This is a genomic window from Cognatundibacterium jejuense, assembly GCF_014284255.1.
Classification (GTDB): Bacteria; Pseudomonadota; Gammaproteobacteria; order Burkholderiales; family Burkholderiaceae_D; genus Undibacterium; species Undibacterium jejuense.
On the sequence record NZ_JACOFV010000023.1, the window covers coordinates 16,483 to 42,021 of the forward strand.

The 25,539-nt window shown below is 45.8% G+C and carries 25 protein-coding genes; 10 read left to right on the forward strand and 15 right to left on the reverse strand.

Features of this window, described 5'->3' with window-relative positions:
* Positions 1-8 precede the first annotated feature (8 nt).
* The gene (locus tag H8K32_RS18720) at positions 9-1,049 is read left to right on the forward strand and encodes a serine/threonine protein kinase (RefSeq protein WP_222613195.1); all 1,041 of its coding nucleotides are present in this window, start codon (positions 9-11) and stop codon (positions 1,047-1,049) included.
* A 108-nt stretch (positions 1,050-1,157) separates the two neighbouring features.
* Here H8K32_RS18720 and ppa read toward each other — a convergent pair whose 3' ends face one another.
* From ppa to hemC, 5 genes are all read right to left on the reverse strand, one after another.
* On the reverse strand, positions 1,158-1,694 hold the full coding sequence (gene ppa, locus H8K32_RS18725; RefSeq protein ID WP_186914083.1) for an inorganic diphosphatase: 537 nt from the start codon (positions 1,692-1,694) through the stop codon (positions 1,158-1,160).
* A 202-nt stretch (positions 1,695-1,896) separates the two neighbouring features.
* Positions 1,897-3,093, reverse strand: a complete 1,197-nt coding sequence (locus tag H8K32_RS18730) for a heme biosynthesis protein HemY (protein WP_186914084.1) — start codon at positions 3,091-3,093, stop codon at positions 1,897-1,899.
* Between the two features lie 4 nt (positions 3,094-3,097).
* On the reverse strand, positions 3,098-4,294 hold the full coding sequence (locus H8K32_RS18735) for a uroporphyrinogen-III C-methyltransferase (RefSeq protein ID WP_186914085.1): 1,197 nt from the start codon (positions 4,292-4,294) through the stop codon (positions 3,098-3,100).
* On the reverse strand, positions 4,291-5,064 hold the full coding sequence (locus tag H8K32_RS18740; protein WP_186914086.1) for a uroporphyrinogen-III synthase: 774 nt from the start codon (positions 5,062-5,064) through the stop codon (positions 4,291-4,293). Before H8K32_RS18740 ends, H8K32_RS18735 begins: the two co-directional genes overlap by 4 nt.
* A gap of 11 nt (positions 5,065-5,075) precedes the next feature.
* On the reverse strand, positions 5,076-6,023 hold the full coding sequence (gene hemC, locus H8K32_RS18745) for a hydroxymethylbilane synthase (RefSeq protein ID WP_281388617.1): 948 nt from the start codon (positions 6,021-6,023) through the stop codon (positions 5,076-5,078).
* 251 nt (positions 6,024-6,274) lie between these two features.
* On the opposite strand from hemC, the gene trpS reads away from it, so the two are divergent.
* From trpS to H8K32_RS18790, 9 genes are all read left to right on the forward strand, one after another.
* Positions 6,275-7,297 (forward strand): tryptophan--tRNA ligase, encoded by a 1,023-nt coding sequence (trpS, locus tag H8K32_RS18750; RefSeq protein WP_186914087.1) that lies wholly within the window; start codon positions 6,275-6,277, stop codon positions 7,295-7,297.
* 117 nt (positions 7,298-7,414) lie between these two features.
* On the forward strand, positions 7,415-8,653 hold the full coding sequence (locus H8K32_RS18755) for a winged helix-turn-helix domain-containing protein (protein WP_186914088.1): 1,239 nt from the start codon (positions 7,415-7,417) through the stop codon (positions 8,651-8,653).
* A gap of 180 nt (positions 8,654-8,833) precedes the next feature.
* Positions 8,834-9,289 carry a universal stress protein gene (locus H8K32_RS18760; RefSeq protein ID WP_186914089.1) on the forward strand — a complete coding sequence of 152 codons (456 nt, stop codon included), beginning with the start codon at positions 8,834-8,836 and terminating at the stop codon, positions 9,287-9,289.
* Between the two features lie 214 nt (positions 9,290-9,503).
* Positions 9,504-10,145 carry a response regulator gene (locus H8K32_RS18765; RefSeq protein WP_186914090.1) on the forward strand — a complete coding sequence of 214 codons (642 nt, stop codon included), beginning with the start codon at positions 9,504-9,506 and terminating at the stop codon, positions 10,143-10,145.
* Positions 10,146-10,366: 221 nt separating this feature from the next.
* Positions 10,367-10,750: a response regulator gene (locus H8K32_RS18770; protein WP_186914091.1), complete on the forward strand. Its 384-nt coding sequence runs from the start codon at positions 10,367-10,369 to the stop codon at positions 10,748-10,750.
* A 30-nt stretch (positions 10,751-10,780) separates the two neighbouring features.
* Positions 10,781-11,665 (forward strand): helix-turn-helix domain-containing protein, encoded by an 885-nt coding sequence (locus tag H8K32_RS18775; protein ID WP_186914092.1) that lies wholly within the window; start codon positions 10,781-10,783, stop codon positions 11,663-11,665.
* 121 nt (positions 11,666-11,786) lie between these two features.
* Positions 11,787-12,626, forward strand: a complete 840-nt coding sequence (locus tag H8K32_RS18780; protein ID WP_186914093.1) for a universal stress protein — start codon at positions 11,787-11,789, stop codon at positions 12,624-12,626.
* 179 nt (positions 12,627-12,805) lie between these two features.
* Positions 12,806-14,752 (forward strand): MASE3 domain-containing protein, encoded by a 1,947-nt coding sequence (locus tag H8K32_RS18785; RefSeq protein WP_186914094.1) that lies wholly within the window; start codon positions 12,806-12,808, stop codon positions 14,750-14,752.
* Positions 14,753-14,950: 198 nt separating this feature from the next.
* Positions 14,951-15,292, forward strand: a complete 342-nt coding sequence (locus H8K32_RS18790; RefSeq protein WP_186914095.1) for a flagellar basal body rod C-terminal domain-containing protein — start codon at positions 14,951-14,953, stop codon at positions 15,290-15,292.
* A 42-nt stretch (positions 15,293-15,334) separates the two neighbouring features.
* On the opposite strand, the gene H8K32_RS18795 is transcribed toward H8K32_RS18790, so the two are convergent.
* The 10 genes from H8K32_RS18795 to H8K32_RS18840 form a co-directional block, all read right to left on the reverse strand.
* Positions 15,335-16,099 carry a sulfite exporter TauE/SafE family protein gene (locus H8K32_RS18795; RefSeq protein WP_186914096.1) on the reverse strand — a complete coding sequence of 255 codons (765 nt, stop codon included), beginning with the start codon at positions 16,097-16,099 and terminating at the stop codon, positions 15,335-15,337.
* A gap of 2 nt (positions 16,100-16,101) precedes the next feature.
* Entirely contained in the window at positions 16,102-17,505 is a 1,404-nt protein-coding gene (hemN, locus tag H8K32_RS18800; protein ID WP_186914097.1) for an oxygen-independent coproporphyrinogen III oxidase, read from the reverse strand.
* Positions 17,506-17,521: 16 nt separating this feature from the next.
* Positions 17,522-17,779, reverse strand: a complete 258-nt coding sequence (locus H8K32_RS18805) for a hypothetical protein (RefSeq protein WP_246447492.1) — start codon at positions 17,777-17,779, stop codon at positions 17,522-17,524.
* Positions 17,780-17,899: 120 nt separating this feature from the next.
* The gene (locus tag H8K32_RS18810) at positions 17,900-18,436 is read right to left on the reverse strand and encodes a FixH family protein (RefSeq protein WP_186914098.1); all 537 of its coding nucleotides are present in this window, start codon (positions 18,434-18,436) and stop codon (positions 17,900-17,902) included.
* A gap of 8 nt (positions 18,437-18,444) precedes the next feature.
* Complete coding sequence (ccoG, locus tag H8K32_RS18815; RefSeq protein ID WP_186914099.1) at positions 18,445-19,857, reverse strand: cytochrome c oxidase accessory protein CcoG; 1,413 nt, start codon at positions 19,855-19,857, stop codon at positions 18,445-18,447.
* Positions 19,858-19,882: 25 nt separating this feature from the next.
* Positions 19,883-20,893, reverse strand: coding sequence for a cytochrome-c oxidase, cbb3-type subunit III (ccoP, locus tag H8K32_RS18820; protein ID WP_186914100.1), 1,011 nt, complete (start codon positions 20,891-20,893; stop codon positions 19,883-19,885).
* Between the two features lie 2 nt (positions 20,894-20,895).
* Positions 20,896-21,042, reverse strand: a complete 147-nt coding sequence (locus H8K32_RS18825; protein WP_186914101.1) for a cbb3-type cytochrome oxidase subunit 3 — start codon at positions 21,040-21,042, stop codon at positions 20,896-20,898.
* 45 nt (positions 21,043-21,087) lie between these two features.
* Positions 21,088-21,705: a cytochrome-c oxidase, cbb3-type subunit II gene (ccoO, locus tag H8K32_RS18830; RefSeq protein ID WP_186914102.1), complete on the reverse strand. Its 618-nt coding sequence runs from the start codon at positions 21,703-21,705 to the stop codon at positions 21,088-21,090.
* Positions 21,706-21,745: 40 nt separating this feature from the next.
* Positions 21,746-23,185, reverse strand: coding sequence for a cytochrome-c oxidase, cbb3-type subunit I (ccoN, locus tag H8K32_RS18835; RefSeq protein WP_186914103.1), 1,440 nt, complete (start codon positions 23,183-23,185; stop codon positions 21,746-21,748).
* A gap of 218 nt (positions 23,186-23,403) precedes the next feature.
* Complete coding sequence (locus tag H8K32_RS18840) at positions 23,404-25,326, reverse strand: SurA N-terminal domain-containing protein (protein ID WP_186914104.1); 1,923 nt, start codon at positions 25,324-25,326, stop codon at positions 23,404-23,406.
* Between the last annotated feature and the right edge of the window lie 213 nt (positions 25,327-25,539).

The following is a 25,539-nucleotide window of genomic DNA, read 5'->3' on the forward strand; positions in this document are numbered from 1 at the left end:
CTGATGAGATGCAAAATAATATTACAAATCCAGCATCCCAACCCTCGGCTAGCCCACTAAATAAACGAGTAGGTCGTTTTTACCTGACTGAAAAACTAGGGGTGGGTTCAAATGGCACAGTATTTCGTGGACACGATCCTGTAATTGACCGGGACGTTGCAATAAAAATCCTCAACACCATCCCCAATGCAGCTGACAAAAAGCAAAGGGAACAACAGTTCATTAATGAGGCGCGTGCAGCGGGCAGACTGTCTCACCCCAGCATCGTAACCATTTTTGATGCTTCCAGCGAAGGCGGCACGACCTTTATTGCCATGGAATTTTTGCCCGGCCAAGATCTGCGTCAGATGCTAGCAACAGGGAAAAGCTTTGATATTATAGAAACAGCAATAATTATCCAGAAAATCGCCGATGCACTGACCGTTGCACATGCCAATGGGGTCATTCACCGTGACATCAAACCGGGCAATATCTTTATCTTGCCGAATAACCACCCCAAAGTGGTTGATTTTGGCATCGCACGAGCACCAAACCGCCTGATTGATGAAAACCGCCCGGCAGACGTGACCCTGTTCAACAACAATGTTCTCGGGACGCCAAATTACATGTCACCCGAACAGGCGATGGGAAAACAAGTGACTGCATTGACCGATGTCTACTCACTCGGTGCGGTGATGTATGAAATGCTGACAGGGCAAAAGCCATTCCAAAGCAATGATATAGATAAATTGCTTCATCAGATCGCCAATAAATCACCTAAATCGCCAAGCGAGATCAACTCTGGCATACCTGAGTCTTTATCTAAAATCGTGACAAAAGCGATGCAAAAAGATTTGACGCTGCGCTACCAAAGTACGGAAGAAATGTCGCAAGCCCTTTACCGTTTCTTGGAAAGAGACAGAAAACTCAAACAAAAAGGCGGCAGAACAAAAGCTGCACCAGAGCGCAATGAAAAAAAGAAAGAAGGAATTAACTCCCTGCTTTTGTTAAGTGGCGCCGCGGTCATCGTCGCCATTGGTGCGATTGTAATCTCAAAATTCGTTCATTGAGCGCGGGCTAATTACGCTATCAAAGTACGCAGTTACTAAATAAGAAATGATTTATTCATAAAAAAACGCGATCCATAGATCGCGTTTTTTACTGCCACATCAGAATTCTTATTCTGCGTGTTTTTTGAAGTTTTCAATACCAGCGAGGATTTCTTTTTTCGCATCTTCTGGACCGCCCCAGCCTTCAACTTTAACCCATTTGCCTTTTTCCAGATCTTTATAGTGCTCAAAGAAATGCTGGATCTGACGCAAACGCAATTCGTTCATGTCTTCTGGTTTTTGCCAGTGTGTGTAAATAGGCAAAATTTTATCGACAGGAACAGCCAATACTTTCGCATCTTCACCGCCTTCGTCTGTCATGTTCAGTACGCCGATAGGACGGCAACGAACAACAACACCAGGAATCAATGGGAATGGTGTAATCACCAACACGTCCACAGGATCGCCATCGCCAGCGATAGTTTGAGGCACATAACCATAGTTGCATGGGTAATGCATTGCTGTACCCATAAAACGGTCAACAAAAATCGCACCAGATTCTTTATCAACTTCGTATTTGATCGGATCAGCATTCATTGGGATTTCAATAATGACATTAAAATCATTAGGAACATCGCGACCTGCGGAAACTTTATTCAAGCTCATGTTACTCTTTCTCAGTAAATTTCAAGAAGTGCCAATTTTGTTTATGCGAGATTATATCGACTTTTTTTGCAGAATTGTGCATTGCAAAACAAGAACTGGTCAGAATTAAGACTTCGGCAATGTTGCCGAAAAGACGATTCCAACAAGCAAGATGTGGTTTCAGAACTAACTGAAACCACACAAAACGGTTTGTCGAAAAGGTTTATAGCGTAGTGGCAATTGCACATTGACGATAATGATACGCCGCCTCGGTTTCCTGACCTATCGCTTCGTGCAACTGCGCCAGCTTCAGATTTGCTTCGCGCACAGTGACGGCAGACACGGCATCAGATAACGCCTGCTCCATGTGACGTTGCGCCTTGCCCCATAATTTTTGACGCAAGCACAAAACACCAAGCGTCAGTGCAAGCTCTGGATCTGTCGGATGCTCGTTAGTCCATTTTTCGCAATGATCAATTTGCGAAAGTAAAGCCGCAGAACCTTCCGACGCGGCAGCATCACGGTATGCTCTCAACAAACGATCATCCCACTCTTCCGCCAAGGCATTTTCAACTATACCACGTGCATCATCAAACAAACCACGGGCATTGAAGGCAACCGCCGCCTGATAAGCGACAAATGCGGATATCCTGTCATTAGCGGGAATGCCATACCAAACACGACGAATGGACTCGGCATCATGTCCATGATCCTTCAGCAGATCTTCGTACGCCAATTCTTTTAAGCGAGTAGAAAGCGTCGGATGCAAGGCGTGGTGCTTATCCAAAGTACGAACCAGCTTCAATACTTCAGGCCATTTACGTGCTTGCTGATTGGCTTTCAATGCCCAGCGTAATACCTGGATATGACGACTACCGTTCAAATGCAACTCACGTACAGCCTCCAGCGCTTTTTCGGACTGATGCTGATCGACCAGCAATTCCGTCGATGTGACGAGACGTGCTACTTTGTAAGTTTGATCAAATTCTATCCCTGACAACCACGCATCACGTCGTTCAAATTGACTCATGTGGTGGGCCGCACGCGCACCAATTAACGCAGCAACCCCAACGTTCTCTGGCAGCTCGGAAGCACGGATCGCCGCTTTTTCAGCATAGCCAAAACGCCCTTCAAACAAAGTCTTGAGTGCTTCACGCAACGCTTTATTGCCATCGCGCTCGCGCTTACCCTGACGATAAGCCGCCACTTTTTTAGGCATTTTTCTGGCAGTTACGATTGCACCCATAATGAAATAGATGACGACGAATAGCACCAGCAGTGAAAACAAAAACAGATTTAGGGATAAATCTATCCTGTAAGGCGGAAAAAACAGAACCACGTTTCCAGGATTAAAACGCGCACCAATTGCCAGGCCAACAGCGAGCGCAAACAGAATAAGAAGCCGGATAAAAATTCTCATACTCTTAAGGCTTCACTTTGTAGTTACGTACTGCATTCAGACTCTCAGACAAACTTGGCATTTCTATCGACAAGTTACTTCCCTGAACCTGCACCAACAAGGCCTGCACCGTCTGCGTTTGTTTTGCGCGAGTATCAAAATATTTCGCGACCGCATCCTGAGCCGCATTAATATCGCTGCGGAATACGGTTTCATTTCGCGACAACAAGGCAAGACGCGCATTTAAAAGACGCAGTTTTAAATTTTCACGAGCGAAATAAGACTGCGTTGGTGTCAACAACAAGGCATCGGGCGTCTCCACATTGCGGATCCGTACGAGCTGCTTGACCTCGCCCCACATCTCGCTAGAAAAACTCTGCCACGCATCTTGCATACGCATCGACCAGGTTACATCGCCGACATCCTCGTCAGAGTTAGTAACAGATTTAACCAATTTACCCGACTTATCCGTTTTATCCGAACCATGCGCATTCTGAGATTTTGACAATACCCTCAGAGGCGCTTTAGGTGGCGTCGCCGTTACTACCGATTTCTCGTCCACCCATAGCGGCATACGATCCACTTGTGCAATCACACTATCTAAACGCAGCGCGATACCTGGCAAATCCAATGAAGGTAAAGCCTTGAGCTTCTCAATATCTTTTGCAATTGCCCGACGAATCGTGATGAATTGTGGTTTGTCCGATTTTGCAAGACGGCTATCCGCATTTTGTAACGCGATCAAGGCACCAGGTACGTTACCAGCCAATTGCAATTGTTGACTAGCAGTCGATAGTACTTGCTCAATTTCTGCCAAAGCCCATTCGTCACGATTTTTTGATAAATCCTGGTATAACTGTTCCAACGCCAATTGCTGGCTTTGCGCCTCAGACTGCTTACCTTCGAGCAAAATAACTTTGGTCTGGATTTCTTTTGTCGTCTCCTGGACGTTTTTTGCCAGAATTTTGGTTTCACTGCTAGTCGTATCAGCTGACAACAGGCGCCGTGCAACCTCTTCGCGTAACGTACTAATCTGATTTTGTGAAGACCACCAGTTGGCAGCCAAGAGAACTGCCAGAACGCCGGACAGCAGATAAGCCGGTTGGGTCCAATTGGCCTCTTTGACGACAACTTGCACAGGAGTAGCTGCAGTCTGCATAGCAGGCTGTTCAGCGCTTGATGTAGGCGCAGTGGCGCCAGAATTTATTTGCTGTTCATTCATACGTGAGATTGTAACGCGACCAGCACATTTTCGTCGCCTGATGCTGTCAAAGTGATGAAATGAAACCCCATCTGTTGCGCAACTTCCGCAATACGAGCATGAGGAACGATAATAGTTTGATGTTGCAGTTTTGCCACGATTTTACTTATTTCAAGCTGAACACACCAGTTCATCAAGGTTCTTAGTGCCTCAGAACTCGTGACAACCCACTGATGATCAACTTCCAGCAAATGGATTAATTGGACTTTCTTTTGATCATCGAATTCAGGTGCGCATCTCTGATACGCCGATAACAATATTACTTCTGCGCCAAACGACCTTAAAGCATCAGATAAAAAATCCCGCCCGTCAGTTCCGCGTACGATCAACACTTTTTTACCCGCGAGTGATGCCACATCCAAAACTTCCAGCAAGGTTTCCGAGTCAGTTTTCAGTCGATTGGCCGGACTAATGATGCTTGCATTTTGCTCAGTGAGCCCATGTTTTGACAACGCGAGACGACTTCCCGCCCCCATCACTGCAATCGGAACATCAATTGGCCAGGTTATCACATGCTGAAAAAAAGCATCAATTGCATTCGGACTGACAAAGACGACCAACGCAAATTCAGCCAATTCCCGAACTGCTTTACGAATCAGCGTTTGATCTGACAGACCATGAATGTCAATCAACGGAAATAAAACCGACTCTCTGCCGATTTGATTCACTTTAACAGCAAAATCCCTGGCTTGCGCTAACGGCCTGGTGATGATGACCTTTTTCGCCTGCATCAGATGCTCAATTATTCCTGTGCCTGTGCTTTACACACAGCCAAAATGCCTTCCGCATCCTGTGCAGATAATGCTTCCGCCGCTTTAAGCGCGAGCGCTATACCTTGTTTGGCTTCACCTGTAATTTCAGTATGGGCGACGCGCGTGCCGTCAGGGGTCGCCACCATCGCACGCAAATGCATATTGTCGCCATCGACGACAGCAAATGCAGCCAAAGGAATCTGACAACTACCACCAAACGCCTTTGACACAGTACGTTCAGCGTGAACTGCCTGCGCCGTTGCCTGATGATTTAAAGGTGCCAACCAAGCCGCCAACTCCGCGCGGTTGCCAGGGATTTCAATAGCCATAGCACCTTGCCCGGCAGCTGGTAAGCTTTGTTCAGGCTCAAGATAAGCGCGAATGCGTTGCGGCAAACCCAAACGCTTAAGACCAGCTGCGGCCAGAATAATGGCAGCATATTCACCCTCATCTAGCTTACGCAAACGGGTATCGAGATTACCGCGCAAAGGTTTGATCACCAGATGCGGGAAGCGAGCCGAAATCAGAGCTTGTCTGCGCAAACTACTAGTACCCACTACCGCACCATGCGGCAGAGTGTCTAGAGAAGCATAATCGTTCGACACAAACGCATCGCGCGGATCTTCACGTTCCAATACGGCTGCCAACGCAAAACCGTCTGGCAAATCCATGGGCACGTCTTTGAGCGAGTGCACTGCCAGATCTGCCGCACCATCGGCCATCGCGACTTCTAATTCTTTGACAAATAAGCCCTTACCACCGACTTTAGAAAGAGCACGGTCCAAAATTTGATCGCCGCGTGTCGTCATCCCCAGGATTTCAATCACACAGTCAGGATACAAAGCGGCCAGACGATCCCGAACATGTTCCGCCTGCCACATAGCAAGACGGCTTTCGCGTGAGGCAATAACCAATTTTTGGGGAGCAACGGCAGTCAAAATATAACTCTTTCTATTTACGTAAATGGCAACACTGTGCCTGACCATCAGATTGGCACTCATTTTACCATTCCAGATTCATGATTCTATCGACAAGACGCGGTAAAATTCACAGACTTTTTGAGGAATATCTTCAAACTTGACACATATTCTTTAGTAACGGCATCATAGTGCCTTATTTAGACGCAGATTTTCAAGATGCCGCCAAAATTGCGCGGCATTTTTTTACGCATGAAAGCAATGGACCCTCTATGCAAGCAAGCACCCCGGAAAACAAAAACCACCTGATATTGACAGGTGACCGTCCAACTGGACCGCTCCACTTAGGTCACTTTGTTGGCAGTCTTCGCAATCGCGTCAAATACCAGCACCAATACCAGCAGTACATCATGCTGGCTGATGCTCAAGCTTTGACTGACAACATGGACGATCCGGCCAAAGTTCATAACAATGTTCTGGAAGTTGCCCTCGATTATCTGGCGGTCGGTATCGATCCTGCCAAATCGACGATTTTTATTCAATCGCAAATTCCTGAACTGACAGAACTGACGTTTTATTACTTGAATTTGGTGTCAGTTGCGCGCCTGGAGCGCAATCCGACCATCAAACAAGAAATCATCTTAAGAAATTTTGAACGCGATATTCCAGCTGGTTTCCTGACCTACCCTGTCAGTCAGGCAGCGGATATCACCGCTTTTAAGGCGAGTTTGGTACCCGTCGGTGAAGATCAGATCCCGATGATAGAACAAACCAATGAGATCGTGCGCCGCTTTAATCGCCTTGTGAACAAGGATATTCTGGTGGAATGCCAGGCATTGGTGCCAGAAATTGGTCGTTTGCCAGGTATCGATGGCAAAGCCAAAATGAGCAAATCATTGGGCAACAGCATCAATCTTGGTGCCAGCGCAGCGGAAATCAAAGCAGCAGTGAAGAATGTCTATACCGACCCATTGCATTTACGTGTTGCCGATCCTGGCCATCTGGAAGGTAACGTCGCCTTTATCTACCTCGACGCATTTGATCAGGACAAAGAAGGCTTGCAAGCCATGAAAGATCATTATGTGCGCGGCGGTCTCGGCGATAGCGTCGTCAAAGCACGCCTGGAAGGCGTATTGCACGACCTGATCACACCAATCCGCGAACGCAGAGAAGAGTTTGCGAAAGATCGCGGTCAGGTTTTACAAATACTGAAAGAAGGCACGCGTAAAGCACGCGAAATCGCGGCGCAAACCACGGATGAAGTAAAAGCGGCGATTGGTTTGAAACATTTTTAAACCGACACTGTAATTTCAAATAAAACAACTCTTGCCTCAAACGAACGCCATTTTGGTATCGTTTGAGGCAAAATTTTTTCTACGGCCTATTTTTCATCGCACAGCAAGGATCATGATATGAAGCAAGCAGATTACCATCTCAGCCTCCCTGCTGCCCGTGCGTTGCATTTACACGCTCAACAACTACTTAATAGTCCCCAAAAAACCACTAACAAACAAGATGTACTGCGCTGCATACGCGATATGCATGCACTTCAAATCGACACCATCAACGTGGTTGCGCGCAGCCCCTATCTGGTACTTTGGAGCCGTCTGGGCAACTACCAGTCCGAATGGCTAGATGAGCTTCTCTCGGAAGGAAAATTATTTGAATACTGGTCGCACGAAGCTTGTTTTTTACCCATTGAAGATTTTGGGCATTATCGTCGCCAGATGTTGAATCCAGAAAACTTAGGCTGGAAATTCAATCATCAATGGCTGACTTCACATGCAGACGAAATACAAAAACTACATCAGCACATTGCCAAACACGGTGCAGTACGCTCGATCGATTTTGAGCGACCAGAAAGCGAGGCAAATAAACCCAAAGGATGGTGGGGATGGAAGCCAGAAAAGCGTTCTTTGGAAGTCCTCTTTACCAGCGGCAAATTGATGGTGGCACGGCGTCATCACTTTCAGCGCTTTTACGATTTAACAGAACGGGTACATGCATCCTGGAATGATGAACTTCACCTACCAGAACCTCAGGAAAGTGAACGCCATAAAGTGTTAAATGCAGTCAAAGCCTTAGGCATCGCCAAAGCAAGCTGGGTCGCTGATTATTTTCGAATGAAAAAAATCTCTATAGACTGCCACCCTGAGACACTGGCGCAAAAAGGTGAATTAATCAAAGCTCAAATCGCCGGCTGGGATCAAACAATTTATGTGCACCCAGACCACTTAGCCGAGTTAGAACTCGCCGCCGACAACAAGCTCAAAACCTCCAACGTGCGCCTCTTATCCCCCTTCGACCCGGTCGTCTGGGACCGAAAACGCGCCTCAGAGTTATTCGACTTTGAATACCGCTTAGAATGCTACACACCAGCCGAAAAACGCCAATACGGCTATTTCTGCCTCCCCATCCTGCGTCACGGTAAACTCATAGGCCGCATCGATGCTAAAGCCCATCGACAAACAAAGATCATGGAAATCAAATCCCTGCATCTGGAACCGGAAACACGCGTCAGCACCGCTTTATTGCAAGACCTGGCGAACGTGTTCAATAAATTTGGGAAGTGGCATCAGTGCGAGCGCATTAGCATCACCACCGCACCAACAGCCGCGATCAAAAAACAGTTAATTGCTTTGTTTAGTTAATTGCTTTGTTTAATGAGTGAATCCAAAGCACTTTTTAGCCGCATTAGTTTGGCACAAATCCATAGTTGATGGATTGCATCGACCCTGAAGACAAAATATTTGTTCTTTATCAAACAGTTACTAAACTGAATAGAGCATGATTACCCATATCAAAACCTCGCTATTTTGAAAGGACATGGTATGTACACCAAAATTCTCCTACCAACGGACGGCTCAGAACTGGCGAATGCCACCATTTATGCCGGAATTGAATTTGCCAAACAAATCAACGCAAAAGTTGTTGCCGTATTCGTTGCCAGTAACTACCAATATCCAATTTATATCGACATTATTCCACCCAATACGCCAACAGAAGAAGAATACCAAGCTGCAATGCGCAATTTTGGTCAAACCTATTTAGAACCTGCCAAAGAGGCAGCGAAACAAGCAGGAATCGCTTTTGAAAGCATCGTGCAATTCCACGATTCCCCTGCAAAAGAAATCGTCCACACTGCAAAACTCTATGGTTGCGATTTAATTTTCATGGGATCTCACGGACGCAGCGGTGTAGGCAACTTGTTATTAGGCAGTACAACCACCAAAGTTCTGTCTTTGTGCTGCATTCCTGTGCTGGTACACAGAACGAAAGTTCATTGAAATTGGCGTACGGGCTCCCACTGCTCGCTTGGATTGTCAGAACAACGAAGACGCGGCGTCAACCATTGCGAGCAACCATCACTCTGCCGCGAAATTTGACGCCGCCCTCCAAATTGGAATTTTTACCACGATACACATACGACAGTCGGTCTTGTACAGTACAATAGTAAAAGCCTTGCAGCCTTGCAATGAAACTTTACTTAGTACCAATTCAATGATTCGTATTCTGATTGCCGATGACCACACCATCATGCGCGAAGGCTTAAAACGCATTCTTGATGGCAATGATGACATTCAAGTTGTAGCGGAAGCAGTCGATGGCTTTGATACCTTAGAAAAGGTCAGAAGCGTAACTTTTGACGTTTTATTGATGGATTTGTCTATGCCAGGTCGCAGCGGTGTTGATTTAATCCGCCAGATCAAAGATGAATTCCCTAAGCTGCCGATTTTAATCTTAACCATGCATGAGGAAGAGCAATATGCTGTGCGCGCTATCCGTGCTGGTGCACGTGGTTATCTGACCAAAGAGAGCGCTGGAACACAATTGGTGACAGCCTTACGTAAAGTAGCATCCGGTCGCCCCTATATCAGCATTGAAGTTGCCGAGCAATTAGCAATGAATGCCATGCCAGCAGACGATAATCTGCCGCACATCAGCCTATCAGACCGTGAATTTGAGGTATTCTGCCATCTTGCCAAAGGCAAAACCATTACCGAAATTGGCGATTTACTTCATCTCAGCGTTAAAACTGTCAGCACACACAAAATGCGGATCATGCAAAAAATGAACATGAATAATATGTCTGATCTGGTTCAATATGCAGTTGCACACCACCTGCTGACGCCAAACGCCTGAGCCCCCTCCCCCCGTTACTCTGCATTTTTCCATCGAGGCAAAGGCTACACGCCCGACGCCTCAGCATTTTCTCCCATCAAATGTCACATCTTGTAGGAAAACTCCTACAACGACGGCTTTAAATCCGACAGATCAAATCAGCAAGCCCTGATTTAAATCAATACATTGATTCAGCATAATGAACACATGCAAACAAAGCGGTGTTCAACATCAACAGCATCATGAATTTATTTATTGTCGAAGACTCTGTACTGATTCAGAACCGATTAATACGGTTCGTTGAAGAGGTTCCAGGCATCCATGTCATCGGCGTATCTGGCGATGTTGAATCCGCACTTGAGAGAGTCATCAATACCGACACTGACGCCATTATTTTGGATCTCCAACTCGGCGAAGGTAATGGATTGCAGTTACTCAAAAACATCAAGCAAAAAAAACCTGAAGTAAAAGTCGTCGTTTTAACTAACCACTCCACTGAAGATAATCGCGAACATGCAATGCGCGCCGGTGCTGATGGTTTTTTAGATAAATCGACTGACTTTCAGTTAATACCAGGATTTTTGAACCGCTGGCAAGCACCGAATTTTTCGAATCAACTTATTTAATATTTTAAATCTCACCCTCTGGAGACTCACATGACTACAGCAGCGCTTTCTTCCCGCCCATCAAGCTTTAGCAACCAAGCGAGCAAGGCGATCCTGTCTGCTAACATCAATGAAGCTGGCTGGCGCTGCCACGGCAATTTATGGTCAAACTTGCGTGAAGTGTGTGATTTACTGCACATTGCAGCGCCTGTGAGCTCTGTTGAAGAGGAGGTTTTGTTTCAACATGTGCGCTTTAAAGCAGGTCAACGAATCCACACTATCGGTCAAAGCTTTGACACGCTTTACATCGTCAATTCTGGCTTTTTGAAAACGGTGCTGATTGATGAATACGGCAATGAACAAGTGTTGAGCTTCCCTATGAAAGGTGATTTACTCGGTATCGACGGCATTCATAACCAACACCACGCTTCGGAAGCAGTGGCTCTGTCTGACTGCGATATCATTTTGTTGCCATACAAGATTTTCACTGCCTTGGGACACACTTATGCGGAATTGGAACACGCAATGTTCAGCGTCATGAGCCGTGAACTGGTGCGCGAACAATTGATGATTGGTATGTTGAGCGCGCTGAGCGCAGAAGCCAAGGTTGCTCGCTTTTTGACTAACCTGGGCGATCGCTTCAGCCAATTGGGTTATTCCGGTCGCTCTTTCAATTTGCGTATGACACGTCATGAAATTGGCAGTTACCTCGGATTAACACTAGAAACCGTGAGCCGCACTTTGTCTGCTTTCAATGAAATGGGCTTAATCAGCGTCGAACAACGTGAAATTTGCCTGCTCGACCCAGCGACACTCAAAACACTGCGTCGCCTGCCACCAACAAAAGCACGCAACAAAGTCAGCGAAAAAGTTTCCACCCTGGTCAGCAAAAAACTCATGCCACAATGGAGCGCAGACGCTGCAGTCGCGGCCTGAATTTGATTTAGTCAACGTATTGCAAAAAAACGTATCAAAGTATTGTCGATAGGTTCATAATAATCTGCGGGGCATGTATGTGCCATGAGGCACAGCCCTGCTTTATCTCCAGGAGCAACTCATGTCATACAAAACCATACTTGTCCACGTAGATGAATCTGATCGCTCTAGCCTGAGAGTGAAATTTGCTGCTGAAATCGCATGCACAGAAGACGCACACCTGATTGGCACAGCTGTTACTGGTGTATCGCGCTTTATTTACCAGGATGGCAACATCAGTGCCAGCGATCCTAACCTGACTATCCATTTGAATTTTCTGCGTGAGCGCGCAGAAAAAGCAATCGACGAATTCAATAAAATGGTGGATCACATCGGCGTCCGTTCATACGAGTCATCAATTGCCAATGATGAAGCTGGCGGCGGCATTGGATTGCAAGCCAGGTATAGCGATCTGGTGATCGTAGGCCAAACAAATCGCGATGAACCATCACCTTCAGTGTTGCCAGATTTTCCTGAATACATCGTCATGAATTCTGGTCGACCAGCATTAATCATTCCGTATGCAGGTGACTTTCACTCAGTCGCAAAACGCCCATTAATTTCATGGGACGCCAGTCGTGAAGCCACCAGAGCAGTGACGGATGCAATTCCTTTACTCAAAAAAGCTGATTTAGTACAGGTTGCTATTTTCAATACAAAATCGACACCAGATGCACATGGCGAGCAACCGGGCGCCGATATTGCACTGTACCTGGCAAGACACGGTATCAAAGTTGAAGTATCAGTCCATAAAACGTCTACTGATATCGGAAATGCTCTACTCTCTTTAGCGCATGATCTGGACAGCGATATGATTGTGATGGGTGGTTACGGTCATTCACGTTTCAGAGAAATGATTATGGGTGGCGTCACCAGAACGATACTGGAAAGTATGACGGTACCAGTCTTCATGTCGCACTAAAAGAATCGGTGTTGCAAACTCTGGTGAAAACGAATCACCATAACATTGCAGCATCATTGAAAGGGTACTCCATGCGATGGGTACCCTTTTTTGCGTTGAATCAAGTTCAATGATAAGCAAAAATTTTGTCATCGTTTGCCGTTAAAATACATACATCACTTCACCAAATTAAAATGTGCATGTCCTTGTCGACTACAAACCCTACCCATCGAATATTACTGGCACGCTGGCTGGTTGCAGCCTTCTTCCTCATTTCATGTCTTTTCTGGGCTAACCAAGCACTATTATCGACGTTCAGACTAACTCAACCACTTCCCGTACATACCTTTTTAGAAACGGTCACGATCGTTATTTTTGCTTCGGTCTTTATTGTTTGCTGGAATGCGTTTGGTGAATCGAGAAAAAAAAGTAGCGCTATTTTGGCAATCGCGTTTTTATGCACTGCGATACTCGGCTTTTTCCATTCCGTCAGCTTTCAAGGAATGCCTGGCTTTGAAACCGCCATCGACATGCATAAATCGCTAAGCTTCTGGCTAGCATCACGCACTTTAATTGCAATAACCCTACTGGGACTGGCTTTAGACCCCACTGATTCTGATGTCAGCAAGAAGCAGTCGTATTCTATTTTATTCATTGGTACGATCTGCACGACATTGCTTGCGGTCGTTATTTTTAACGCACCGCACTTAGTGCCACTCACATTCAGCGCAACAGCTGGGCAAACCACCTTCAAAATCGCTTATGAAATGGTTCTGGTAGCAGTCAATACACTGACCGCGTTTTTATTCTATCAACATGCAGTTCGCTTTCAATCAGATAAAACTGCCGAACACTTGCATATAGAACGTGCACCTTTATTTTTTGCCAGTGCTTTGATGGCGATGTCGGAAGTCTATTTCTCACTGTATTCATCGACCAGTGATATCGATATTGCAATTGGCCACACATTTCAATTGTTCGCGGCAATTGCCATCTACCGCAGTATGGTCGCAGTGAATATCCATACCCCGTATTCTGCATTGGCTGAAACAACCGAAAGCCTGGTCAGCTCTAGTAATGAATTAATTCTGCAACGCGAACGTCTCAGCCGCATGATCGACACGGCAATTGACGGCATCATCACTGTAGATGAACAGCAAATTATCATCCTCGCCAACCCTGCTGCTGCCGCGATTTTTGGCTATCAGGCAGATAGTCTGATTGGTGCGCCACTAGACAACTTAATTCCTATGCGCCATCGGCATAGCCACGGCAATCATATGCGCGAATTTGGCGAAGCCGGTACAACGCGACGCAAAATGGGAACGCATTATGAAGACTTTTATGTCACCGGCTGCAAAGCGGACGGCAATGAATTTCCGATCGAGGCATCGATTGCCCATCAATTAGAAAATGGTAAGCGTTATTACACCGTCATTTTCCGCGACATTACCGATCGCAAAATTGCCAGAGAAAAAATGGCTGCCTACCATACGCAATTAAGCCAACTATCAAACACACTGCAAACTATACGAGAAGAAGAGCGCAAACATATTGCTCGCGAGTTACACGACGATCTAGGGCAACTGTTAGCAGCCTTACGCATGGATCTCTCTTTACTGCAAAGAGATCGTCAGCTCATAGAAAACAATCAACAAACCATGAAGAGCATGGATCAACTGATCTTAAGCGCGATCACAACGCTGCGCCGTATTGCAACCGATCTGCGACCACGGGCGCTAGATGAAGGTGGATTATTTTTTGCCTTAAAGACCTTACAAAAAGATTTTTCCCAACGGCATAAGATTGAATGTGAACTGGTTGCCGATGAAAAACATTTAATCCTGGACGATGACCGTAGTACGGCGATTTACCGCATTATCCAGGAGTCGCTGACCAATGTTGCGCGCCACGCAGAAGCAAACTATGTACAAATCGAATTTCATCATTCCAGTGACAAATTAAGTTTTACTATCAGCGATAACGGCAAAGGGATTGATGATCAAGACATGCAAAAAACGCAATCCTTCGGTTTAGTTGGCATGCGCGAGCGCGTCAAGGCGATGCACGGAGAATTTCATGTTGTTAGCAATAATATAGAAGGAACAACATTGAAAATCACATTACCTTTAGAACAGGAAACCTAAACTCAGCTCGGGTTCATTATCATTCGGTCAAGACAATCTCTTACCTTAAACACCATTGATTCTGCAGCGACGCTTGTGGTAACTTGAATTCCCCCCGTCTCGACCTGCTATTACAAAAAAATGGGCGCAATACTGAAAGAAAAGGTATATCCTTTCCGTTAGAAAACAACGTGTTCACCCTGTCTGCAGGAGTTTATTATGTCAATTTCATCATTAAGCAGTGGCTTATCAGGTTTAATCGCCAACAGCACAGCGCTCGACAGTTCGGCAAATAATATCGCCAATGCAAGCACTAATGGATACACACCTGAAGTCGCTGATTTTCAGCAAGGAACCACGGGGGGCGTGAGTGTCAATATCAGCAAAGCGGGTGCTGCCGCCTCTGCCAATTCTAATGCCGATGCTAATGCGTCTAGCGGGACTGATTTGACCACGGAAACCGTTAATTCTATCCAATACAAAGCTGGTTTTGACTTGAATGCCCAGGTAGTAAAAACTGCCGATCAGGTTTTGGGGACATTACTAAACATCAAGGCCTGAAGCTCAGTCTGAAATTTTTATTCATTCGAAAGGCGACCTCTATCACGTCGCTGGCATTACGCATAAAAAGGCAGGCATCTGCTTCATATCAAAGTACCACAAGCCTATCAAGCCTAAACCTATCAAACTCACCCCACCCGCATTTCTTAGCCAGGCGGGTGCTTTACGCTCACTGGCAAAGGCAAAAATACCCTGACTCACCAACAGATGCGGCAAGGCACTTAGCCCGAACAAAAGCATCAACATTGCACCTGCAAACCAATCCCCCGACAAAAGTGCGAAAGGGATCACGCTGTAGAGCAAACCACATGGCAAACAGCCCCAAACCATGCCTGTCAAAAAAGGAAAACGCACGCCGCTTTTAAGTGCAGGCATACGTTCAAAGAGCTTTTGCTGGAATTGAGAGAATATCTTGCTTAGCCATGCAAAATGCAAATTAAATCCCAAAACCCTTAGACCCAGCGCCAGCAAAGCGAGATTGCCGAAGATAAATAAGATTTGATGCACCAGCAAATAAGGGCCAAACACCAATCCGGCACTGCCGAGACCGCCGAACATGGCGCCGATCAACATATACGTTGTCAACCGTCCAGACTGCAATAGCATTTGAAAATACAATGATGACCGTGTGCTGTCAGATACTTTGCTTCGCTTGTGGATCGAAGCGATATTAATTGGAATGATTTTAGTCTGACGAATAGCAGCCTTGCTTAACAAGGTCGAAATTCCACCACACATTCCTATACAGTGTACGCCTCCAGCAATACCGGCGGTTAAAGCTGCAAGTGCCAGAGGCAGGGTCAGCATAATTAAATCAGGCGCGAATATTTGGCCGCAGTCTGTTTTGCCAGATAACCGTCAAACGCCATGCCAAAAGCACGCACAAACAATCGCCCTTTCGGTAACACACGGATACCAGTGTCAGTCATCCCTACGAGGCCTTCCAATGCGTAAGCCCCCATCGTCTGCAATTCGTTGGCAAAATAATCGCGGAAAGAAATACCGTACTGATTCTCTACAGAGTCAAAATCAACGCCAGTGCTGCACATCATATCCATAATGATCTGGCGACGCATCAGATCATCTTGATTCAGATCGAAGCCTTTTTCGACTGGCAGCATGTCCCGATCAAGACACGCGTAATATTCGTCCAGAGTTCGCAAATTTTGCACATAAGAATTGCCCACCTTGCCAATGGCGGATAAGCCAAGAGCAATCAGATCACAATCAGAACGCGTGGTGTAGCCTTGGAAATTTCTGTGCAAACTACCATCCAAAGTTGCTTTTGCCAGACTGTCATCGGGTTTTGCAAAATGATCAAGACCAATATACACATAGCCTTCCGCCAGCAAGCGACGCAAGGACATCAGGAAAATTTCCAGACGTTGCTCCGCGCTCGGCAAATCCGCCTCCGCAATCCGACGCTGAGGTTTAAAGCGGGTCGGTAAATGCGCGTAGTTGTATAAGGCAATACGATCTGGCGATAAACTAATAACCTGATCGAGCGTCTTGGAAAAACTCTCAAGAGATTGCTTAGGCAGACCATAAATCAAATCGAAATTGATAGACTCAAAGCCAAAACGACGACTCTCGCTGATGGTATGTGCCACCATGTCAAACGCTTGAATTCTGTGCACCGCTTTTTGCACCTCAGGATCAAAATCCTGCACGCCAAGACTGGTGCGGTTAAAGCCAATTTCTTGCAGTATTTGCAAACTCTCTGAAGTAACAGTACGCGGATCAATTTCAATCGAGATCTCGGCGTCGTTGGTAAAATCAAAGTGCTGACGTAACATCGCCATCAGTTGACGCATTTCATCATGACTCAAAAATGTCGGCGTACCGCCACCCAGGTGCAATTGGCTCAGACTTTCACGCTGTGACAAATGCTGAGTGACCAGTTTTAATTCTTTTTCCAGATACGTCAGATATATTGCTGAGCGACTACGATCTTTGGTGATCACCTTATTGCACGCGCAGTAATAGCAAAGCGAAGCGCAAAATGGGATATGGATGTACAAAGAAAGCGGCGGCTTGTCGGATAAACCGTCACGCTCTTTCAGATAAGAAACGTACGAATCAGCATTGAATTCCGCATGAAACCGGTCAGCGGTTGGATACGAAGTGTATCTCGGACCGAAAGAATCAAAACGGCGAATTAATTCTTCTGGTATTTCTATCGCTGGGAAAATAGCTGATTCATGCATATTCATAAGTTTTGGTTCGATTCTAGTGAGCTTTTTGTACGAGTAAGGCAGTCAATCCACTAGAAAGAATTCCGAGCAACCAAAATGCAAAAAAGCCTATCGTATACACGCCTGAAATATGCATTTGCAGACGCTCATCCAACACGATAAGCTCCATCGGATCAACGAGACTAAAAAACAATCCTGTCGCAGCGCACGCCATTAAAAATGCTGGCCATAGCACTATCATCAACATCGGTCGCAAATGCGCTTTGCGGTGTTCAGAAATAGCATGTTCCAATCTCGTCCCCTTCTAGTGATTATATTTAGGACTCGCGCCAAACGATCCAGACGGTCCACGACCATTCAGGGATCACTATTCACAAGCCCTCAGACAACAAATCTTAGGGAAGCGCTACAATTATGACGCTTTTAGCTGCGCAACCTTTTGCTCTGGCTCAAACCAATCGCCTGTTAATCTCCAGTCAGAGGCTTCCAACTTGAGATGAAACAATTTAACAGAACTGGAAGAAATATTCGAGATCAGTTTTGAGTCGCCCTCATACACGCCCGGACTGACCTGCGTCATCGGCAAACGGCGTATGATTTCTGACACAGACATGCCATCATTTGCTGCATGAGCAATGCTTAATTGCAGAGAAGAAGGAAACTCTCCCTTGCCACTTAGTTGCATGCGTATTTTACTGTTGGCAGCATCGAAATTCAGCGTCGCGCTCAATTGCATTGCTCTGGCTTTGGCGTCGCGCTGGATATCTTTATCAATCGTCAAACCTTGCTTGTAATAATCTTCTGCGACGACTTTATCGGAGCCCATAAATGCAATGGCACCTGTAAAAATACTCGCGCAAACAACCACGGCAGGACCACCAACCACCAGGAGCAACCATGGCTCTTTATACCATTTATCTTTTTTCTTCGGAATCAGAACGGCGTCCATTACTTCTCCTAACGTGGAACTAAAAATACTGCTTTTTCTATCACTTTAACATCTGGCGCATCCAGATCTTTAATCTCAAACCGGATGCGGTTGGAACCTGGCTGCAATGTATTAGCTGGCACCCTGACCCGGATCGGCACCGCGGTCGCATTCGCCGACTTAACTTCGACGACAGGGTTATTCAGGATAGTTGCCCCCGGCAACCCGATAATCTCAACACTATATCTGCGCGCTGATTCCTGGGTATTCATTACCTGCAAACGATAGACGTTTTCGATCGCTCCCATTTCAGTTATCTTAGGCATAGTGCGGTCACGGATAACATCGACTTTTAACGGTATATGATTAAACAAAGATACTGCAGTCGCCAAAATAATCAGCGCTAAAATTCCAGAGTAAATCAAAGTACGGAGGCGGAAAACACGCGCCCACATTGCTTTTTGATCTAATTTTCGCGTCAAAGCGTGTTCAGTCGTGTAACGAATCAAGCCAGGCTCGTAGCCCATCTTATCCATGACCTGATCACAACCATCAATACACAAACCACAGGCAATACATTCATATTGCAAGCCATTACGGATATCAATACCGGTAGGGCAAACTTGAACACAAATACCGCAATCAACACAAGAACCAAGTCCTTTGGCTTTGAAGTCGACTTTTTTATTACGTGATCCGCGTGGCTCCCCACGCTCTGTGTCATACGTCACAATCAGCGTATCTTTATCGAACATCGCACTTTGGAATCGCGCATACGGGCACATGTATTTACAGACTTGCTCGCGTAACCAGCCGGCATTACCATAGGTAGCAAAACCATAAAACAAGAGCCAGAATATTTCCCATGGACCGAGCGTAAAGCTAAAAATTTCGCTCGCTAACTGTCTGATTGGGGTGAAATAGCCGACAAAAGTAAAGCCAGTCCACAGGCCTATCATCAGCCAGATGAAATGCTTGATAAATTTGAGAGAAAACTTGTGTGCAGTCAGAGGTCCTGCATCGAGTTTGATACGCGCATTCCTGTCGCCCTCAACCTTGCTCTCTACCCATAAAAAGATTTCGGTGTAGACGGTTTGCGGACAAGCATAACCACAAAATAACCGCCCGGCTATTGCCGTAAATAGAAAAAGCGATAGCGCAGAAATGACCAGCAATACTGCCAGATAGATAAAATCCTGAGGCCAAAAAACAAAGCCAAATATATAAAATTTACGTGCAACCAAATCAAATAACACTGCCTGCCTGTCATTCCAGCCCAGCCAGACAGTGCCGTAAAACAGCAATTGAGTCAAAGCCACCATTACCCAGCGCCGGGAAGCAAACCAACCTTTCTGAGAACGTGGATAAATCTTTTTACGTTCTTCAAATAAGGCTAACTCTGCCTCTTCAATTGGTACTGGAATAATGGGGATATGCTTCATTGTTTGCTTCTTTATTTAATAAAACTTACTTCACAACATTGCCTGCATCAGGCGTAGCTGCAGTAGCAGTAATTTGCCTCAGGGCATTCGTATCCGCATCCGACACACTTGCTGCATTACCTGTATTCGACAAACTCCAGACATAAGCTGCTAACAAATGAATTTTGCCTGGTGTCAAGATACTCTTATGTGCTGGCATCTGATTGTTGCGACCTTTATTGATGGTTTCCATGATGGTATTGATATCACCACCATACAACCAAATCTTATCAGTCAAGTTAGGCGCACCAACCATCTGATTACCCTTACCATCAGCGCCATGACATGCAGCACAAGCAGCAAACTTTGGCTTACCAATCGCCGCTTTGATCGGGTCATGCGCAGAATTGGAAAGACTTAGCACGTAGTTAGCAACATTACGTACATCATCATCCGTACCAACAACCGCACCCATTGGTGGCATGATGCCGTGGCGACCTTCTGTGATAGTCAATTCTATCGTTTTAGGATCACCACCATACAGCCAGTCGTTATCTGTCAGATTTGGATAACCTTTACCACCCTGTGCGTCAGAACCGTGGCATTGAGCACAATTATTCAGGAACAAACGCTGACCAATTTCATGCGCCTGAGGATCACGAGCTACATCTTTAATATCCATCGCCAAAAATTTATTAAAGATAGGACCGTATTGCGCCTCGCCGTCCTTCATTTCTTTCTCATAGGCCCCTACCTGACTCCATCCCAAGGTACCCTGACGAGCACCGAAACCAGGATAAATAATCAGATAAACCGCGCTAAATGCGATCGTCAGATAGAACAACCATTTCCACCATTGTGGCAATGGATTATTTTGCTCCATCAAGTCACCATCCCAGACGTGACCTGTGGTTTCTGCAGGCAAAGGTTTTCCGTCAGCCCCTACTTTGACTTTGACCTTGGACTGCGACCATAACAACACGACGCAGGCAACCATACTTATGGCAACAACGATGGAAATCCCTATTCCCCACCATTCACTAAAGAAATCAGCCATGACTATTTCCCATCCTCATTTTCAATTGGCAACCGAGCCATTTTTTCGAAACGCTCCTTGTTACCGGAGCTGAACGCCCAGTAGACGATGCCCAGAAATACAAACAGGCTAATCACCGTCACCACACTGCTCAGGATCGTGAAATTCATAATTTTCCCCTTCTCAAAAAGTGATAACCCAAGGAAGCACTTTTCTTAATTTTTGTTTTTAATTGCAGTTCCCAGAACTTGCAGATAGGCAATCAGCGCATCCAGTTCTGTCTTGCTCTCGAGTTCAGCCGGACCTGCAGCAATTTCTTCATCGGTGTATGGAACACCTAAAGTTTTCATTGCTTTCAACTTCGGCACGATATCTGCAGGAACCAGCTGCGTTTTGCCCAACCATGGGTAGGCGGGCATATTAGATTCAATGACAACGGAACGTGGATCTGTTAAGTGATCACGGTGCCAGTTGTCACTGTAACGACCGCCAACGCGTGCCAGATCCGGACCAGTACGCTTACTACCCCATTGGAATGGATGGTCATAAACAGATTCACCTGCGACCGAATAATGGCCATAACGTTCGGTTTCAGCACGGAATGGGCGAATCATTTGAGAGTGGCAGCCATAGCAACCTTCTCTCAGATAAATATCGCGGCCTGCCAATTGCAGCGGCGTGTAAGGCTTTAGGCCTTGCACTGGCTGCGTGGTCGTTTTCTGAAAAAACAGCGGAACGATTTCCACCAAACCACCGACACTGATCGTCAAAATCACCAGTATCAGCATCAGGCCGACGTTACGCTCAATCAGATCATGAGTAAAATTACGCATCAAACTTCTCCTTTTGATTTCTCTGACTTATTTCTGCGAACTATGCATGCGCATGCGCAGCTGGTAAGGCAGGAATCGCATTATTGACAGGCTTTGCAGCCATCAAGGTTTTCGCTACGTTGTATGCCATCACCAACATGCCGCTTAAGTACATCGCGCCGCCAGTGAGACGAATCACGTAGTAAGGGAAAGTTGCTTTTACAGTTTCCACGAAGGTGTAAGTCAAAGTACCGTCTTCATTCACTGCACGCCACATCAAACCTTGCATCACGCCGGCAATCCACATCGAAGCGATGTACAACACCACGCCGATGGTTGCAACCCAGAAATGCACCTCAATCAAACGCTTGCTATACATTTGTGTCTGACCAAACAAACGAGGAATCAGGTAATACAAACTACCGATAGAAATAAAGCCTACCCAGCCCAACGCACCTGAATGCACGTGACCAATAGTCCAGTCAGTATAGTGAGACAAAGAGTTGACTGTTTTGATCGCCATCATAGGTCCCTCAAATGTCGACATACCGTAGAACGATAAAGACACGATCAGGAAGCGCAAGATAGGATCAGAGCGCAACTTACTCCAGGCGCCAGACAAAGTCATGATACCGTTGACCATACCACCCCAGGATGGTGCCAGCAGAATCAGAGAGAACACCATACCAATGGATTGTGCCCAATCTGGCAAAGCGGTGTAATGCAAGTGATGCGGACCCGCCCACATGTAGGTGAAGATCAACGCCCAGAAGTGAACGATAGACAAACGATACGAATATACCGGACGCTCAATTTGCTTAGGAATGAAGTAGTACATCATGCCCAGGAAACCTGCTGTCAGGAAGAAACCTACTGCATTGTGACCATACCACCACTGCACCATCGCATCTTGCACACCAGAATAGGCAGAATACGATTTCAACAGAGATACTGGCATTGCTGCGCTATTGACGATATGAAGAACAGCAACCGCGATAATAAACGCACCGTAGAACCAGTTGGCGACGTAGATATGCTCAACCTTACGTTTGACCAGTGTTCCGAAAAACACGATGGCGTACGCCACCCAGACAACCGCAATCAGAATATCAATCGGCCATTCGAGCTCAGCATATTCTTTACCTTGGGTATAACCCAATGGCAGAGTAATCGCCGCAGCAACAATCACCAGTTGCCAGCCCCAGAATGTAAATTCTGCCAGGCCATCAGAAAACAAACGCACGTTAGACGTGCGCTGCACTACATAATACGAAGTTGCCATCAATGCACAGCCGCCAAATGCAAAAATCACGGCATTGGTGTGCAAAGGTCGCAAGCGTCCATAGCTAAGCCAGGGGATTCCGGTTAAAAATTCAGGCCAGGCCAGTTGAGTCGCAATCACCACGCCTACCAGCATGCCGACTATTCCCCACACTACAGCCATGACTGAAAATTGGCGTACAACCCGATAGTTGTATGAGTTTTCTTTAGTTATCGTCATGATCTCACTCTGTTGTAAAAATACACCGTCAGAATAACAACCGCACTCATCAGTTACATTGATACACATCAAATGTTGCCAAAATCTAAGCAAGCTTAAGTCTCCGCGCGACCAGATGACAACAAATACCAGAATAACACCCAATGACTTTTTAGCAAAAAAAAAAGCGGCGCCAAATTGGCACCGCTTTTTAACACAACTAAATAAAACTATTTCGATTATTGAACTGGCTGCGCTGGCGCTTCCAAGGCCGACTTATTGACTGTTACTTTGGCTTTTTTCTTCAACACTTCAACATAGTTTGCCAATTCTTGCTGCGCTAACAAATTCGACACTTGTTGCGCCTCAGCTGCACGTTTAGCAGGATCAGCTTTGCCTGCATTCACTTTGGAAATGCGATAGATAGCATATCCGGTATTCCCCAAAGCAACACCAACAAATGATGGCAATTTTTGCGTATCCGCTTTCATGATTTGTGCCATTGCCTGCGGCGAAACATCTTCCTGCTTGGCGCGTGAGACCACTTTCACATCTGAAAAACCAGTCGTCGCATCAGTTTGTTTCAAGGCAGCTAATTTTGCTTTACCCTCTTTTTCAGCGAGATCATTTGCTTCCGTCTGTGTCAAACGCGCAACAATCATCGCCTTAACTTCTTCCAGAGGGCGCTTACTTGCCGACTTGTATTCCAACATGCGACCAGCAATCAACGTGTTTGGGGCAACCTCAATCGCCTCGGTATTGTGTTTTTTCTTCACAACATCATCAGCAAAAATTGCTTTTAAGAACTTAGGATTGTTCGCAAACATAGTCGCTGGCGCACCAGGATTACCTTGACGAGTCAGATTATCTGCAGTTTCAATCTTCAGCTTGAGCTTGTCAGCAACTGCTTTCAGACTATCAGACTGTTCATAAACGGTATTACCAAAAGTTTCTGCAGCTTCAGCATAGGCTTTCGATGCTTTTTGCTTTTTGATATCCGCAGCAATTTGCGCTTTAACATCGTCAAGTGGCTTAATACCCGCTGCTTTGATATCAGTTACCTCAATGATGTGGTAGCCAAAATCAGATTGAACGACGTCACTGATCTCACCCTTGTTGAGTTTAAAGGCAGCATCCTCAAAAGGCTTAACCATCGCGCCTTTTCCAAAGAAATCCAAATCGCCGCCACGTTCAGCAGAAACAGGATCTTGTGAATTTTCTTTGGCTAACTTAGCAAACGCTGCCGGATTTTTACGCAAGTCAACCAGCAATCCATCCGCCTTCGCTTTTGCTTTTGCTTTATCAGCCGCACTCGCATCTTTAGCAACCGCGATCAAAATATGGCTGGCACGACGTTGCTCATCTACACTGTATGCCTTGGCATTATTTTTGTAGAAGTCCTGAACTTCAGCATCCGTCACGGAAATCTGATCTGCAAGAGCATCGTTACTCAGTACCACATATTGAGCCTTAATCGATTCTGGGATCTCAAATTGTGCCGCATTTTTATCATAAAACGCCTTCACCATCTCGTCAGTAACTTTGACCTGAGAAACAAAATCAGACGCTTTAAATGTCAACGCTTGCACCTCACGCTCTTGCTCACCAATCAGAGCAATACGTTCAGCCACTGCCTTTGGAACGATGTTTGTATTTTGTACAGAGTCAATTAATTGTTGTAACGCCATATCCTGACGCAAGCTTTGCTCATACATGGCAGGCGTCATACCGCGCGAAGCCAAAATGTTTTTGTATTTTTCTGAATCAAAGCTTCCATCGGCTTTCAGCAAACCAGGGTTTGCCATAATTGCTTGCTGCAAGATGTGATCAGTAATAAATAACTTATTGTTTTTAACCTCGGATGCAACGACTTTACGAGAAATAATTTCGTCCAGAACGTTTTGCTTCACTTCTGGTGTGTTCATCAATTTCGGATCAAATTGCGCGCCATAGGATTGACGGAATTTTTCCAATTGGTCGCGCAATGCAGCATCGAGCTCAGCCTGCATCACCGACTGACCGCCGACGGTCGCCACTGCAGCGCCGGCAGCAGCTTGCGATCTGGTATAACTTTCAATACCGAAGAAAGCGAACGAAGGGAAAATAATCAGCAATAATAAAAATTGCATTAAACGCTGATGGGTACGAATATATTCAAACATGGTCAACCGATCGTATGACTAAGGATAACAATTTCGAAATTGCGAATACAAAAAAAGGCGAACTTTCGTTCGCCTTTTCGATTTTCTGGCGGAGCGGACGGGGCTGTGAAAAAAACTCACCCATCAACTTTTTTAACCAATAAAATCAAGGACTTAGCAACATTATTAATAAAAGGAAACAGAAAAACTGCTACCAATTCTGTTACCACTGCT

What these genes read in the sequence shown, in the direction of transcription:
- H8K32_RS18720 (WP_222613195.1), top strand. Translation starts at nt 9, where the DNA reads ATGCAAAATAATATTACAAATCCAGCATCCCAACCCTCGGCTAGCCCA.
- ppa (WP_186914083.1), bottom strand. Translation starts at nt 1,694, where the DNA reads ATGAGCTTGAATAAAGTTTCCGCAGGTCGCGATGTTCCTAATGATTTT.
- H8K32_RS18730 (WP_186914084.1), bottom strand. Translation starts at nt 3,093, where the DNA reads ATGAGAATTTTTATCCGGCTTCTTATTCTGTTTGCGCTCGCTGTTGGC.
- H8K32_RS18735 (WP_186914085.1), bottom strand. Translation starts at nt 4,294, where the DNA reads ATGAATGAACAGCAAATAAATTCTGGCGCCACTGCGCCTACATCAAGC.
- H8K32_RS18740 (WP_186914086.1), bottom strand. Translation starts at nt 5,064, where the DNA reads ATGCAGGCGAAAAAGGTCATCATCACCAGGCCGTTAGCGCAAGCCAGG.
- trpS (WP_186914087.1), top strand. Translation starts at nt 6,275, where the DNA reads ATGCAAGCAAGCACCCCGGAAAACAAAAACCACCTGATATTGACAGGT.
- H8K32_RS18755 (WP_186914088.1), top strand. Translation starts at nt 7,415, where the DNA reads ATGAAGCAAGCAGATTACCATCTCAGCCTCCCTGCTGCCCGTGCGTTG.
- H8K32_RS18760 (WP_186914089.1), top strand. Translation starts at nt 8,834, where the DNA reads ATGTACACCAAAATTCTCCTACCAACGGACGGCTCAGAACTGGCGAAT.
- H8K32_RS18765 (WP_186914090.1), top strand. Translation starts at nt 9,504, where the DNA reads ATGATTCGTATTCTGATTGCCGATGACCACACCATCATGCGCGAAGGC.
- H8K32_RS18770 (WP_186914091.1), top strand. Translation starts at nt 10,367, where the DNA reads ATGAATTTATTTATTGTCGAAGACTCTGTACTGATTCAGAACCGATTA.
- H8K32_RS18775 (WP_186914092.1), top strand. Translation starts at nt 10,781, where the DNA reads ATGACTACAGCAGCGCTTTCTTCCCGCCCATCAAGCTTTAGCAACCAA.
- H8K32_RS18780 (WP_186914093.1), top strand. Translation starts at nt 11,787, where the DNA reads ATGTCATACAAAACCATACTTGTCCACGTAGATGAATCTGATCGCTCT.
- H8K32_RS18785 (WP_186914094.1), top strand. Translation starts at nt 12,806, where the DNA reads ATGTCCTTGTCGACTACAAACCCTACCCATCGAATATTACTGGCACGC.
- H8K32_RS18790 (WP_186914095.1), top strand. Translation starts at nt 14,951, where the DNA reads ATGTCAATTTCATCATTAAGCAGTGGCTTATCAGGTTTAATCGCCAAC.
- H8K32_RS18795 (WP_186914096.1), bottom strand. Translation starts at nt 16,099, where the DNA reads ATGCTGACCCTGCCTCTGGCACTTGCAGCTTTAACCGCCGGTATTGCT.
- hemN (WP_186914097.1), bottom strand. Translation starts at nt 17,505, where the DNA reads ATGAATATGCATGAATCAGCTATTTTCCCAGCGATAGAAATACCAGAA.
- H8K32_RS18810 (WP_186914098.1), bottom strand. Translation starts at nt 18,436, where the DNA reads ATGGACGCCGTTCTGATTCCGAAGAAAAAAGATAAATGGTATAAAGAG.
- ccoG (WP_186914099.1), bottom strand. Translation starts at nt 19,857, where the DNA reads ATGAAGCATATCCCCATTATTCCAGTACCAATTGAAGAGGCAGAGTTA.
- ccoP (WP_186914100.1), bottom strand. Translation starts at nt 20,893, where the DNA reads ATGGCTGATTTCTTTAGTGAATGGTGGGGAATAGGGATTTCCATCGTT.
- H8K32_RS18825 (WP_186914101.1), bottom strand. Translation starts at nt 21,042, where the DNA reads ATGAATTTCACGATCCTGAGCAGTGTGGTGACGGTGATTAGCCTGTTT.
- ccoO (WP_186914102.1), bottom strand. Translation starts at nt 21,705, where the DNA reads ATGCGTAATTTTACTCATGATCTGATTGAGCGTAACGTCGGCCTGATG.
- ccoN (WP_186914103.1), bottom strand. Translation starts at nt 23,185, where the DNA reads ATGACGATAACTAAAGAAAACTCATACAACTATCGGGTTGTACGCCAA.
- H8K32_RS18840 (WP_186914104.1), bottom strand. Translation starts at nt 25,326, where the DNA reads ATGTTTGAATATATTCGTACCCATCAGCGTTTAATGCAATTTTTATTA.